The sequence below is a fragment of the Saccharibacillus sp. WB 17 genome, from assembly GCF_008634075.2.
Lineage (GTDB): Bacteria > Bacillota > Bacilli > Paenibacillales > Paenibacillaceae > Saccharibacillus > Saccharibacillus brassicae.
The window spans coordinates 358,214-371,533 of the sequence record NZ_VPFK02000020.1; the positions used below are offsets into that span (position 1 = coordinate 358,214).

The window sequence follows — 13,320 nt, forward strand, 5'->3', positions numbered from 1 at the left end:
CGGAACAACGAAAAAAGAGCCTTCCCGAAGGAAGGCTCCCGCTCTTGTACGTCCCAGGAGGGATTCGAACCCCCGACCGTGCGCTTAGAAGGCGCATGCTCTATCCGACTGAGCTACTGGGACAAAAGTGAAAAACAGAACAGAAATTAATATACCACGTACGGAGGTTTCTTGCAAGCTTATTTGCCTAAAAAGCTGCGCGACCCGTTCTGCATTCCGTTTGCTACATCTAATAGCGGATCATGGCGGGGAAGGCCGGCGGCATGGCCGCAAGACAAGGCGACTGCCGCCGGTTTGTGCTATAATTTAACCTCACGATCATCTTGCGAGCGGACACGGGCCTGCAGCCGAGAAGGAGGGATGACTTATCGATCATGTAACAAAAAAGGACAAGGCGGGCGTCGTCCTGCTGCCCGGAACGCTTGACCATTACCAGGAGCAGGTTACCGGCATGCTGGAGACCGAGCGCTACGGCGAAGCGATGCAGACGCTGGAATTTCTGCTGAGCTGCGAAGGGCAGGATGAGCGGCGGCGCCAGGAATGGAGCACGCTGCTCGAATGGCTGCGCGTCGCGTTTCCCGGAGGGGCCGGGGACGCTTACCGCAACGAAGCGGTGCTGGCCGGCGAAGAGCCGGAAGACGCGTCGCGGGCGCTCAAGCGGCGGACGCTCGAGAAGCACCGGGAAGATGCCGGCTACGCGGAGCGGCTGCTGCTGCGAGTGACGCAGGAACCGATGACGGAACGCGGCCAGATCGCGCTGGAGCAGCTGTCTTATCTGGAAGACGCCGGCACGGATGCGAAGCTTGCGGACTGGATGGAGCGGGAGACGCTGCATCCGCTGCTTCAGTTCCGGGTGCTGCAGACGCTGCGCCGCCGCGGAGCGACCGGAACGGTCCGCCTGCCGCGCGGGGGCATCGCGCTGGAGCTGGAGATCGAGCGGACGCCGCTTGAGCCGCACGAGTTCCCGCTCGCCGTCGCCGAAGTGCTGTCGCGCGTATCCCACCAGACGGAGAACGAAGATCCTTCGCTGTTTTATTTTGCGCGGGAATTGTGGATGCAGTTCATGATGGCGACGTACGGCACGGCCGATTACGAGAATCTGACGCGCGGCGCGGAGAGCGAGCTGGACGCCTGGGCGGCGGCGCTGCATGCGCAGGCGTCGGAGACGCTCGAAGGCGGCGGCAAAGCGGAGCGGATCCGGGACGCCTACGGGATCACGGGCGAGCTGCGCTTCCTGTGCGAGCGCGCGGAAAAGTCGCTGCGGGCGTTTTCCCGGGGAACGCTCCAAAGATAGCGTGCCCGGAAACGGTTACTTTTTTGCCCGAAACGGCGTCTTTTGGCGTGGCATTGGCGTTTGCGCTTGAAATCTGCTTCGCATTTGGGTATGATAAGATGGTTGTTGCGAACGTGAAAGCAGTATGTTAAATTTACTTAATTGATAGCTAATTGTTGGAGGGGAATACTCAATATGACAGCAAGTTGGGAAAAAACCGAGAAGAATCTTGGCGTTCTTGAAGTTGAAGTTGCAGCGGACCGTGTTGAAGCCGCGCTTGATAAAGCATTCCAGAAAGTCGTAAAGAAAGCGAACGTTCCTGGTTTCCGCAAAGGCAAAGTGCCGCGTTCGATCTTCGAAGCGCGCTTCGGCGTGGAAAGCCTGTACAACGACGCAATCGACATCCTTCTGCCTGAAGCTTACAGCGAAGCGGTAGAAGAAGCGGGCATCTTCCCGGTCGACCGTCCTGAAATCGACATCGAGCAGTTCGGCAAAGGCCAAACGCTGAAATTCAAAGCGAAAGTAACCGTTAAGCCGGAAGTTACCCTGGGCGAATACAAAGGCGTGGAAGTGCCGGTATCCGAAATCAGCGTAACGGACGAAGAAATCGCGTCCGAACTCGAGCGTCTGCAAAGCCGTCATGCCGAGCTGATCGTCGTTGACGAAGAAGCGGCAGCGAACGGCGACACCGTATCGATCGATTTCGACGGATACGTGGGCGACGAAGCGTTCGAAGGCGGCAAAGCCGAGAACTATTCGCTCGAACTCGGATCGGGTTCGTTCATCCCGGGCTTCGAAGAGCAGGTCGTGGGCATGTCCACGGGCGATTCCAAAGACGTTACCGTAACGTTCCCGGACGAATACCATGCGGCCGAACTGGCCGGCAAAGAAGCGGTCTTCAAAGTGAAGCTGCACGAAATCAAACGCAAACAGCTTCCTGAGCTGGACGACGAATTCGCCAAGGACGTTAGCGAATTCGAAACGCTGGACGAGTACAAGGAAGACCTCAAAAAGGAAGTAGCCGACCGCAAAAAACGCGAAGGCGATGCAGCGCGTGAAAACGCCGTTGTTGAAGCCGTAGCGGCAGCCGCGGAAGTCGAAGTTCCCGAGTCGATGGTCAACGGCGAAGTCGAGAACATGATGCGCGACTTCGACAACCGTCTCCGTCAACAGGGCATGAACCTGGAAATGTACACGAGCTTCTCCGGCCAGACGGCCGAAGATCTGCGCGAACAGATGAAGACGGATGCCGAGAAGCGCGTCCTGAACAACCTCGTGCTTGAAGCGATCGCCAAAGAAGAGAACATTTCGGCATCCGAAGAAGACGTCGAAAAAGAACTTCAAACGATGGCCGACATGTACAAGCGCAGCCTGGACGAAATTCGCGGCATTTTGGGCGCCAACGGTTCGCTGGACAGCCTGAACGACGAAATCACGATGCGCAAAACGATCGAGTTCCTGCTGGCTAACAGCAAGGAAGTCGCGGCTCCGGCCGAAGAATCGGCCGAGTAAGCTTACTTCCGCACCGCGGAACAAGCCTCGGGGGCAAATCGAATAATTTGACTTGCCCGGGCAAGGCACGTATGATTTTATGCGTGCCTTGCCCTTTTGTATGCGGCAGAGCCGATCCGGGGCTTTTTCCGAAGATAGCGAGCCATCGACGAATTGTTCGACCGAAAAATGACATCGGCATTTGAAAATGGTAAACTAAAAGCGTAGGATGAAAGCAGGGTCGTAGCCGACCGCTTCGTCTTTTAAGAAACTGCCCGATGAAAGAGAGGTTGATCGCATGAGTTTAGTCCCTACAGTTATTGAACAAACAAGCCGCGGCGAGCGCTCTTATGATATTTATTCGAGACTGCTCAAAGACCGGATCATTCTGCTTGGCGATGCGATCGACGATCATGTAGCCAACCTGATTATCGCGCAGCTGCTGTTTTTGGCAGCCGAAGATCCGGAGAAAGACATCTATTTGTACATCAATTCCCCTGGTGGTTCTGTGACTGCGGGCATGGGTATATATGATACAATGCAATACATTAAGCCGGATGTGTCCACGATTTGTGTCGGTATGGCGGCAAGCATGGGTTCGCTGCTGCTGACGGCCGGAGCGCCGGGCAAGCGCTTTGCGCTGCCGAACAGCGAAGTCATGATTCACCAGCCGCTCGGCGGCGTCAGCGGACAGGCTTCGGACATTCTGATCCATACGGATTGGATCATCAAGACGAAGCACAAGCTGAACAAGATCTATGTGGACACGACAGGTCAGCCCCTTGAGAAAATCGAGCGGGACACGGACCGCGACTTCTTCATGACTGCGGAAGAAGCCAAGTCTTACGGACTGATCGACAAGGTTCTTGAGCGACCGATTAATTCTTAATTCTCGAAGGGGTGGTTAGATGTTTAAATTTAACGAAGAAAAGGGTCAGCTGAAGTGCTCCTTCTGCGGCAAAACGCAGGAGCAAGTGCGTAAGCTCGTAGCCGGACCCGGCGTATATATTTGCGACGAGTGCATTGAACTGTGCACGGAGATCGTGGAAGAGGAATTGGGCCACGAAGAAGAAGTGGATCTGAAGGACATTCCGAAGCCGCAGGACATCCGCGCCATTCTCGACCAATACGTGATCGGCCAGGACCAAGCCAAGAAGTCGCTTGCCGTAGCCGTATACAATCATTACAAACGCGTTAACGCGCAGAGCAAGTCGGAAGACGTGGAACTGTCGAAGAGCAACATCATGCTGATCGGACCTACCGGTTCGGGCAAAACGCTGCTGGCGCAAACGATGGCCCGCATCTTGAATGTGCCGTTCGCGATCGCGGATGCCACTTCCCTGACGGAAGCCGGCTATGTCGGCGAAGACGTGGAGAACATCCTGCTCAAGCTGATTCAAGCTGCCGATTACGACGTGGAAAAAGCCGAACGCGGCATTATCTACATCGACGAAATCGATAAAGTGGCGCGCAAGTCGGAGAACCCTTCGATTACGCGCGACGTATCGGGCGAAGGCGTTCAGCAGGCGCTGCTGAAAATTCTCGAAGGTACGGTTGCTTCCGTTCCTCCGCAGGGCGGACGCAAGCACCCGCATCAGGAATTCATTCAGATCGATACGACGAACATCCTGTTTATTTGCGGCGGCGCTTTCGACGGCCTGGAGCAAATGATCAAACGCCGGATCGGCAAAAAAGTGATCGGCTTCAATGCGGACGGCGAAGGCCAACGCGAACTGAAAGCCGGCGAGTACCTGATGATGGCACTGCCGGAAGACTTGCTCAAATTCGGCCTGATTCCGGAGTTCGTCGGACGTCTGCCGGTTATCTCGACGCTGGCTCCGCTGGACGAAGAGACGCTGGTACGCATCCTGTCCGAACCGAAGAACGCCTTGACCAAGCAGTACAAAAAATTGCTTGAGATGGACAACGTCGATCTCGTGTTCGAAGAGGCGGCTCTGCTCGCGATCGCCGAAGAAGCGATCAAGCGCAAGACCGGTGCCCGCGGCCTGAGAGCGATCATCGAAGGTTTGATGCTCGACGTCATGTATGAAGTTCCGTCGCGCGACGACGTGACCGAGTGCGTGATTACCGAGAAAGTCGTCAGAGAAAAGGTCGTTCCTGAACTCGGCGAAGGCAAAAACAAAAAACGGGAAGAAAGCGCCTAACGCTTTCTTGCCCATGAAATAGGTCTCATGCCGAGCCGGTCAACCCTACATGGTTTGGCCGGTTTTGTATGAGAAGCCAAAATGCCGTCCAGAAGCTGCGGTCTCGCGTCCTTGAGCGACGCTATCTTGCTTGTTCCGATTTGGAGGTCGAATAAAAATGTATTTAAGACATCAGACACGGCCCGTAAAGGTCGGTAACCTGGTCATCGGCGGCAGCGACGAAGTCGTCATCCAGAGTATGTGCACGACCAAGACGGCCGACGTCGAAGCGACGGTCGCCGAAATTCTTCGTCTCGAAGAAGCCGGCTGCCAGGTTGTGCGCGTCACGGTCAACAACGACGAAGCGGCCGACGCGATCAAAGAGATCAAGAAGCGGATCCATATTCCGCTTGTCGCCGATATCCATTTCAATTACAAATTGGCTCTGAAATCGATCGAGAACGGCATCGACAAAGTCCGGATCAACCCGGGCAACATCGGCAAGCGCGAGAAAGTCGAAGCGGTCGTCAAAGCGTGCAAAGAAAAAGGCATTCCGATCCGGATCGGCGTCAACGCCGGTTCGCTCGAAAATCACCTGCTTGAGAAATACGGGTATCCGACGGCCGACGCCATGGTCGAAAGCGCCCTGTTCCATATCGGCATTCTGGAAGAACTCGATTTCCACGACATCATCGTGTCGCTCAAAGCGTCCGACGTGCCGATGGCGATCGAAGCTTACGGCAAAGCGGCGCAGGTCATTCCGTACCCGCTGCACCTCGGCATTACCGAAGCGGGCACACTGCATGCCGGCACCATCAAAAGCTCCGCCGGCATCGGCGCGCTGCTGTCGATGGGTATCGGCTCCACGGTGCGGATCTCGCTCAGCGCCGATCCGGTCGAAGAAGTCAAAGTCGCGCGCGAGCTGCTCAAGACGTTCGGCCTGATCACGAACGCGGCCACGCTCGTATCCTGTCCGACGTGCGGCCGTCTGGACATCGACCTGTTCTCGATTGCGAACGAGGTCGAAGAATACATTTCCAAAATCAAGGTTCCGATCAAAGTCTCGGTGCTCGGCTGCGCGGTCAACGGACCGGGCGAAGCGCGCGAAGCGGATATCGGCATCGCCGGTGCACGGGGCGAAGGCCTGCTGTTCCGCTACGGCAAAATGATCCGCAAAGTGCCGGAAGCGGACATGGTGCAGGAACTCAAAAAAGAAATCGACGCGATTGTGGTCGCTTACGAAGCGACGGGCAAAATTCCCGGCCGCGAAGAGCGCCATCAGCCGCAGTCGGCGCCGGTTCAAGCGGAAACGGCGAAGTAACCCAGATCAGGCAGCAAGGCGGCAGGCGGGCATCCCCCGTCATGCCGTCTTTTTTTTGCCGGATCCGTCCTTCTTTTTTGCGGGGCGAAGCGGCGGTATGCTACACTTAACACACGCGTAACAGCCGCAGGCCGTATATGCGCGATAAGCCTTTTGGGGGTGTGAAAACGATGGGATTGAACAAACAGAAAAACCGCCGTTTTCCGTTGCTGCCTTTGCGGGGGCTTCTTGTCTATCCGAGCATGGTGCTTCATTTGGATGTCGGACGGGAACGCTCGGTCAAGGCACTGGAAAAGGCGATGGTTGACGATCATTTGATCCTTCTCTGCTCGCAGTCCGAGGTGAATATCGAGGAACCGACGCAGGATGACATATTCCGAATCGGAACGGTTGCAAAAGTCAGACAGATGCTCAAACTGCCGAACGGCACGATCCGCGTGCTCGTCGAAGGGCTGGAGCGGGCCGAAGTGCTGGACTATATCGAAGACAATTCGGAGTTCTACGAGGTCTATGCCCGGGAATTGAAAGAGCCGGAATCGGAAGATCCCGAAGTGGACGCGCTGATGCGCACGGTGCTGAGCCAATTCGAACAGTATATCAACCTGTCGAAGAAGATCACGCCGGAGACGCTTGCGGCCGTATCGGACATCGACGAGCCGGGACGTCTCGCCGACGTCATTACGAGCCATCTGCCGCTCAAGATCAAGGACAAGCAGGCGATTCTGGAGACGGTAGAGTTCCGCCCGCGTCTGGAGAAGCTGCTCGACCTGCTCAACAACGAGCGCGAAGTGCTGGAACTCGAACGGAAGATCGGCCAGCGCGTCAAAAAGCAGATGGAAAAAACGCAGAAGGAGTATTACCTGCGCGAACAAATGAAGGCGATTCAAAAAGAGCTCGGCGAAAAAGAAGGCCGGGCCGGCGAAGTCGAGGAACTGCGCGAACAGCTCGAAAACGGGGAGTTCCCGGAAAAAGTGCATGAGCGCATCAAAAAGGAAATCGACCGGCTGGAACGCATGCCGACGAGCGCGGCGGAAGGCGGCATCATCCGCGGCTACGTCGACTGGCTGCTGGCGCTTCCATGGGACAAGCACACGGACGACGTGCTTGATATCGTCCGCGCCGAAGACATTCTGAACGAAGACCATTACGGGCTGGAGAAGCCCAAAGAGCGCGTGCTGGAATACCTGGCCGTGCAGCAGTTGGTCAAGAAGCTGAAAGGGCCTATCCTGTGTCTTGTCGGCCCTCCGGGCGTCGGCAAAACGTCGCTTGCCCGTTCGATCGCCCGTTCCCTCGGCCGCGAATTCGTGCGCGTGTCGCTGGGCGGGGTTCGCGACGAAGCCGAGATCCGCGGCCACCGGCGCACGTATGTAGGCGCGATGCCCGGCCGTATTCTGCAGGGCATGCGCACGGCGGGCAGCTCGAACCCGGTGTTCCTGCTGGACGAGATCGACAAGATGGCGTCGGATTTCCGCGGCGATCCGTCCGCGGCGCTGCTTGAAGTGCTCGATCCCGAGCAGAACAACACGTTCAGCGACCACTTCGTCGAGATCCCTTACGATTTGTCCAAAGTCATGTTCGTGACGACGGCCAACATGCTGCAGGGCATTCCGCGCCCGCTGCTCGACCGGATGGAGATTCTCAATATTCCCGGTTACACGGAATTGGAGAAGCTGGAAATCGCCAAGCGCTATTTGCTGCCGAAGCAAAAGCGCGAGCACGGGCTAAGCGAAGAGCAGCTGGACCTTCCGCAGGAAGGGCTGCTGCAGATCATTCGCGAATATACGCGCGAATCCGGCGTCCGCAACCTGGAACAGCAGATTGCGGCTATCTGCCGCAAAGCGGCCAAGCATCTCGTCTCCGGCCATGGCGACAAGATCGAAGTCACGCGCGATTCGCTCAAGGACTATTTGGGCAGCCCGAGATTCCGCTACGGTCTGGCCGAAGCGGAAGACCAGGTCGGCAGCGCGACAGGCCTGGCCTGGACCGAAGTCGGCGGCGAGACGTTGACAATCGAAGTGAGCGTGCTGCCCGGCAGCGGCAAGCTGACGCTGACCGGCAAGCTCGGCGACGTCATGAAGGAGTCGGCGCAGGCGGCGTTCAGCTATACGCGTTCGCGCGCGGCGCAGCTCGGCATCGACAGCCAGTTCCACGAGAAGAACGACGTGCATATCCATATTCCCGAAGGCGCCGTTCCCAAAGACGGCCCATCGGCGGGCATCACGCTCGCGACGGCGCTGATCTCGGCGCTGACCGGCCGCGCCGTGTCCAAAGACGTGGCGATGACCGGCGAAGTGACGCTGCGCGGCCGCGTGCTGCCGATCGGCGGCCTCAAAGAGAAGTCGCTTGCGGCGCACCGGGCCGGCTACAAAAAGGTGCTGCTGCCGGGAGACAACGAACGCGACCTGCGGGACATCCCGGACAGCGTGAAGGAAGCGATCCAGTTCGTGCCGGTATCGCATATGGATCAGGTGCTGGAGCACGCACTGCTCGCCAAAGTCGTCGAGCCGCCTTCCGAGCCGTCCCAGGCGCATTAGCAAGCCGTACGAGAAGTAACGGAGAACAAGGACGGCCGCCCGGATGTCGGGCGGCCGAGCCGGTTCCGGAGAGGATTTTTTAACAATGAATGTAACAAGTTCCGAATTCAAAATCAGTGCGGTCGGACCCGACCAGTACCCGGAGGACGGCCTGCCCGAGATCGCGCTTGCCGGACGCTCCAACGTCGGCAAGTCGTCGCTGATCAACCGTCTGCTGCGCCGCAAAAATCTGGCCCGGACAAGTTCCGTACCCGGCAAGACGCAGCATATGAACTATTATCTGATCAACCAGTCGTTCTTTTTCGTCGACTTTCCGGGCTACGGCTTCGCGAAAGTGTCGAAGCAGCAGCGCGAAGTATGGGGACAGATGATCGAGCGGTACATGCTGGGCCGCGAGACGCTAAAGCTCGTCATTATGGTCGTCGATCTGCGCCATCCGCCGAGCAAGGAAGACATCATGATGTACGAATGGCTGACGCATTACAACCGTCCGATCTGCGTCGTCATGACCAAAGCGGATAAAGTGCCGAAGACCCGCTGGCCCAAGCACGCGAAGGTCATCAAGCAGGATCTCGGCATGCGTCCCGGCGACCCGTTCGTCCTGTTCTCTTCGGACACCGACATGGGCAAAGAAGAGCTGTGGACGATCGTCGAAGGGTATCTGGGCGAGCTGAAAACGCTGGATCAGCGCGCCGCGGAAGCCGAAGCGCTGGCCGAAGCCGAATTCGCTGCCCATGGAGAAACGGAAGACGGCACGCCCGCTGCGAACGGCATGACCGATCCGGACGAAGAAAAGTACGAATAAAGAAGCAATAACGAGCATACGGGAAGTTAACGCTTTCAAAAACGATTTTATCCCCTTGAAACGCACGTATTCGAGGACTGGACGGCTCCGGCAGCGGAGCCGTTTTTTGGCATGAAACGGGTATAATAAGAATGTATCCCATCCACAAAGGAATCGAGGAGATCCCCCATGGCGCAGCGCTTAGCCACGGAATTCGTCAAAGCCCGTTTACTGCTGCCGGAAAACCAGATGTCGAAGTTTATCGAACATATCAAAGACCCGCTCATCCGTCACCGCGTGCGGGTGCTCGACGGCGGGAGCCGCGAGATCGTGCTGGAAGACGAGAACGGGGAAGAAGTCAGCCTACCGTTCGACCGGAGGCGGCATCTGTTCGTGTGCGAGCTGTCTTTTCGGCTCGTCAATCCCCGGCTGACGCATCTCGTTCGCCGGCTGTTCGTCGCGTTCAAGGGAGACGGCCTCGTTCGGCGTATCTACCCGGGCTTCGTCATGCTCGATTTCTATACGGAAGGATCGGTGCGGCGCATCATCGAGCTGACGAAAGGGGCGAGCCGCCTCGTGTTCGAGCATCGCGATCAGCTGCCGGAGCTTGAATACCGCTTCCTCTCGACCGATATTGAGAAAGAGATCGAAGAGATCCGCCTGCGCGTCGACCGGCTGCTCGATCGCAGGCGAAGTTGTGCCGACGCCGCGGAGATCGGGCGGGTCGACCGGCTGCTGAGGGCGGAGGCGGAGCGATTGTTTCGACTGGAAGCCTGAAGGCGGGGATTTGCGATTTTGCGAAACATTCATAAACATTTCATTTATTTTGTCCGAATAAACAAAAACGTTGTGATATACTTTATATAGTTTAGTGATACGTATTGGCGTGGCAGCAATCTTAGATCAGGCGGTGAACTTGTTATGCACATTATGGTAGTCGGATTGAATTACCGCACGGCTCCAGTCGACATCAGAGAACGGTTTACGATTGCCGAACAAGACCTTCCGGAGGCGCTCGATCGACTGAAAGACACTAAAAGCATCCTCGAAGGCGTAATCGTAGGCACTTGCAACCGGACCGAGTTGTACGTCGTGGTAGACCGGCTGCACATGTGCGCTTTTCATATCCACAATTTCATGGAGCAGTGGTTCGGCATTCCCAAAGCCGAGTTCACCCAGCACTTGTATACGTACGAAGACGAACGGGCGGTCGAACACTTGATGAACGTCGTCTGCGGGCTCGATTCGATGGTACTCGGCGAGACGCAGATTCTCGGTCAGGTCAAGCAGGCATTCCTGACAGCACAGACGGAGAAAGCGACCGGAACGTGGTTCAACATGCTGTTCAAGCAGGCGGTGACGCTGGGCAAGCGGGCCCATTCCGAGACGTCGATCGGCGAAAACGCGGTCTCGGTCAGCTATGCGGCAATTGAGCTGGGCAAGCGCATCTTCGGCATGTTCACCGACAAAACGGTGCTGATTCTCGGAGCCGGCAAGATGAGCGAGCTTACGGTGAAGCATCTGTACGCCAGCGGAGCGGCCCAGGTTATCGTGGCCAACCGGACGCTGGAGAAAGCACGCGAGCTGGCCGGCAAGTTCAACGGCGTGCCGTGCACGCTGGACGAAGGTATCCGCATGCTCGGGGAAGTCGATATCGTGATCAGCTCGACCGGATCGTCGGATTACGTGCTGACGCGCGAACAGGTCAAGCAGCTGTCGGCGGCGCGCCGTTCGCGTCCGCTGTTCATGATCGATATCGCCGTGCCGCGCAATATCGATCCGGCGATCGCCGAGCTGCCGGGCGTCTTTTTGTACGACATCGACGATCTGGAAGGCATCGTGGAGAGCAATATGGAACTCCGCCGCGCCGAAGCGGTCAAGATCCAGCGCATGATCGTGCAGGAATCCGACAATTTCTACGGCTGGCTGAAGACGCTGGGCGTTCGCCCGGTCATTCGCGCCCTGCAGGACAAAGCGACCGATATTCACCAGGAGACGCTGGAGAGCCTGTTCAACAAACTGCCGGAACTGGACGAGCGCCAGCGCAAAGTCATCGGCCGATTGATGAAAAGCGTCGCCAACCAGATGATGCACGATCCGATCAACCGGGTCAAAGAAATGGCGGCGGACAAAGGCGGAGCCGAAGCCGTCGACATGTTCACGAAAATCTTCGCCCTGGAATCGAGACTTGAAGAAGCCGAACCGGCCGTGGAAAAACAAGCGGTAAAATCGACCGTGGACAGCCCGGCGTTTACCTTGCGTCCGGCCGTCTTGTAGGCGGTGAGCGGAATGCTGCTGCTGACGAGTCTGATCGAGCTGATGATTTACATTTATGCCCTGAGCCTTCTGTTCTATTTCTCCGATTGCGTAAGCCGCAGCGTGAGATCCCGGCGGATCGGCGCGGGGCTTCTTGGCGTCACGGCCCTGCTGCAATTTTCGGTCATCCTCGTGCGCATCGCGCTGGAAGGCCGGGTACCGCTGTTTTCCGTCTATGATTTTCTGTTCCTGTTCGTATTCATGCTGACCGCGGCGGGCTTCGGGCTTGCGCTGACGCAAAAAGCCGAGTTCGTCGTGCTGATGCTCGGCATCGTCGGATTCACGGCAAGCGTGCTGAACGAGTTCTGGTTCCCGGTCGGCGAACATGCGGAGCATATCGGCTATACGCAGCAGCTGCTGCTGATCCTGCACGTCGTGCTGGCGAATCTCAGCCTCGTGGCGCTGACGATCGCCGCCGTGTTCGGCATCCTGTACCTGTTTCTGTACGCGATGCTCAAAAAGAAAAAGTGGAACGATACGATCCGGCGCCTGCCGAGCCTGGAACAGGCGGAGCGCTGGGCGCATCTGTCGGTCTTGACCGGCACGCCGCTGTTGATCGTGTCGCTGCTGGTCGCGTTTCTGCTGATCGTGGCCCAGAAGCGCTGGGAGATGCTGCTCGACGTCAAAGGCATCACGACGTTCGCCGCGCTTGCGGTCTACGGCCTGTATTTCGTGCTCAAGCGCACGCACAAATATTCCGGGTTTTCGATCGCGAAATGGACGCTTGTCGGTTATGCGCTCGTGATCGTCAATCTGCTGAGCAACGCTTTTTCCGAGTATCACAAATGGAACGGGGGTTGAGCGGATGACGGACTATATGCCGATCATGCTCGATGTCCGCGGCATGGACGTGCTGCTGATCGGCGGCGGCAAAATCGCGGGCCGCAAAGCCCGCCAGCTGGCCGCCGGAGGCGCTATCCTTACCGTCATCAGCCCGGAAGCGGGCGCGGACATCCTGGAGCTTGAAGCGGCGGGCAAGCTGCGCTGGATCGGCCGCGAAGCGTCCGAGAAGGACGCGGCGGGCTACCGGCTGGTGTATGCGGCAAGCGGGGACGAAGCGCTGAACGAACGGCTGGCCGAAGCGGCACGCGGCGCGGGGGCGCTCGTGAACGTGTCCAGCCGCGCGGAAGCGGGCAATTTCATTCATCCGGCCGTTCTGCGGCGGGGCAGGCTTGTCGTGGCGGCTTCGACGTCCGGGGCCGGCCCGTCCGCGGCGTCCGCGCTGATTCGGGAGCTTGACGAACGTTTCGGCGACGAATACGAAACGTTTGTCGAGTTCCTTTTTTTCATGCGCAGACAGGTCAGGCAGAAGGTGGAAGAACCCGAAATCCGGCACCGGCTGATGCGAAAGCTGTCGGAAAGGGCTATACTGGACCAGATTAGAAAACAGACATTCGTACCGTGGAGCGAGGCCGAGGCCGACGCATGGATCGCGAAGGAGCGGGAGGAAAAATAGG

General features: G+C 57.7%; 11 protein-coding genes and 1 tRNA gene. 11 read left to right on the forward strand and 1 reads right to left on the reverse strand.

Features of this window, described 5'->3' with window-relative positions:
- Positions 1–49 precede the first annotated feature (49 nt).
- Positions 50–123: transfer RNA gene (locus FTE24_RS10920), tRNA-Arg, on the reverse strand.
- Positions 124–451: 328 nt separating this feature from the next.
- On the opposite strand from FTE24_RS10920, the gene FTE24_RS10925 reads away from it, so the two are divergent.
- From FTE24_RS10925 to FTE24_RS10975, 11 genes are all read left to right on the forward strand, one after another.
- On the forward strand, positions 452–1,294 hold the full coding sequence (locus FTE24_RS10925) for a hypothetical protein (protein WP_202111825.1): 843 nt from the start codon (positions 452–454) through the stop codon (positions 1,292–1,294).
- Between the two features lie 174 nt (positions 1,295–1,468).
- Positions 1,469–2,785, forward strand: a complete 1,317-nt coding sequence (gene tig, locus FTE24_RS10930; protein WP_141446498.1) for a trigger factor — start codon at positions 1,469–1,471, stop codon at positions 2,783–2,785.
- Between the two features lie 277 nt (positions 2,786–3,062).
- The gene (gene clpP, locus FTE24_RS10935) at positions 3,063–3,653 is read left to right on the forward strand and encodes an ATP-dependent Clp endopeptidase proteolytic subunit ClpP (RefSeq protein ID WP_150233463.1); all 591 of its coding nucleotides are present in this window, start codon (positions 3,063–3,065) and stop codon (positions 3,651–3,653) included.
- A gap of 19 nt (positions 3,654–3,672) precedes the next feature.
- On the forward strand, positions 3,673–4,929 hold the full coding sequence (clpX, locus tag FTE24_RS10940; protein WP_150233465.1) for an ATP-dependent protease ATP-binding subunit ClpX: 1,257 nt from the start codon (positions 3,673–3,675) through the stop codon (positions 4,927–4,929).
- A gap of 157 nt (positions 4,930–5,086) precedes the next feature.
- Entirely contained in the window at positions 5,087–6,229 is a 1,143-nt protein-coding gene (gene ispG, locus FTE24_RS10945; protein ID WP_141446495.1) for a flavodoxin-dependent (E)-4-hydroxy-3-methylbut-2-enyl-diphosphate synthase, read from the forward strand.
- A gap of 170 nt (positions 6,230–6,399) precedes the next feature.
- Entirely contained in the window at positions 6,400–8,763 is a 2,364-nt protein-coding gene (gene lon / locus FTE24_RS10950) for an endopeptidase La (protein WP_150233467.1), read from the forward strand.
- 85 nt (positions 8,764–8,848) lie between these two features.
- The gene (yihA, locus tag FTE24_RS10955; RefSeq protein WP_237401721.1) at positions 8,849–9,568 is read left to right on the forward strand and encodes a ribosome biogenesis GTP-binding protein YihA/YsxC; all 720 of its coding nucleotides are present in this window, start codon (positions 8,849–8,851) and stop codon (positions 9,566–9,568) included.
- Between the two features lie 168 nt (positions 9,569–9,736).
- Positions 9,737–10,324, forward strand: a complete 588-nt coding sequence (locus tag FTE24_RS10960) for a non-ribosomal peptide synthetase module (protein ID WP_150233469.1) — start codon at positions 9,737–9,739, stop codon at positions 10,322–10,324.
- Positions 10,325–10,468: 144 nt separating this feature from the next.
- Positions 10,469–11,824, forward strand: a complete 1,356-nt coding sequence (hemA, locus tag FTE24_RS10965; protein WP_150233471.1) for a glutamyl-tRNA reductase — start codon at positions 10,469–10,471, stop codon at positions 11,822–11,824.
- Positions 11,825–11,836: 12 nt separating this feature from the next.
- On the forward strand, positions 11,837–12,664 hold the full coding sequence (gene ccsA / locus FTE24_RS10970) for a cytochrome c biogenesis protein CcsA (protein WP_150233473.1): 828 nt from the start codon (positions 11,837–11,839) through the stop codon (positions 12,662–12,664).
- 4 nt (positions 12,665–12,668) lie between these two features.
- Positions 12,669–13,319, forward strand: coding sequence for a precorrin-2 dehydrogenase/sirohydrochlorin ferrochelatase family protein (locus tag FTE24_RS10975; RefSeq protein WP_150233475.1), 651 nt, complete (start codon positions 12,669–12,671; stop codon positions 13,317–13,319).
- Position 13,320 lies beyond the last annotated feature (1 nt).

Coding starts and splice junctions, on each gene's coding strand:
- lon (WP_150233467.1), top strand. CDS start 6,400: ATGGGATTGAACAAACAGAAAAACCGCCGTTTTCCGTTGCTGCCTTTG.
- hemA (WP_150233471.1), top strand. CDS start 10,469: ATGCACATTATGGTAGTCGGATTGAATTACCGCACGGCTCCAGTCGAC.
- ispG (WP_141446495.1), top strand. CDS start 5,087: ATGTATTTAAGACATCAGACACGGCCCGTAAAGGTCGGTAACCTGGTC.
- yihA (WP_237401721.1), top strand. CDS start 8,849: ATGAATGTAACAAGTTCCGAATTCAAAATCAGTGCGGTCGGACCCGAC.
- FTE24_RS10975 (WP_150233475.1), top strand. CDS start 12,669: ATGACGGACTATATGCCGATCATGCTCGATGTCCGCGGCATGGACGTG.
- clpX (WP_150233465.1), top strand. CDS start 3,673: ATGTTTAAATTTAACGAAGAAAAGGGTCAGCTGAAGTGCTCCTTCTGC.
- ccsA (WP_150233473.1), top strand. CDS start 11,837: ATGCTGCTGCTGACGAGTCTGATCGAGCTGATGATTTACATTTATGCC.
- FTE24_RS10960 (WP_150233469.1), top strand. CDS start 9,737: ATGGCGCAGCGCTTAGCCACGGAATTCGTCAAAGCCCGTTTACTGCTG.
- FTE24_RS10925 (WP_202111825.1), top strand. CDS start 452: ATGCTGGAGACCGAGCGCTACGGCGAAGCGATGCAGACGCTGGAATTT.
- clpP (WP_150233463.1), top strand. CDS start 3,063: ATGAGTTTAGTCCCTACAGTTATTGAACAAACAAGCCGCGGCGAGCGC.
- tig (WP_141446498.1), top strand. CDS start 1,469: ATGACAGCAAGTTGGGAAAAAACCGAGAAGAATCTTGGCGTTCTTGAA.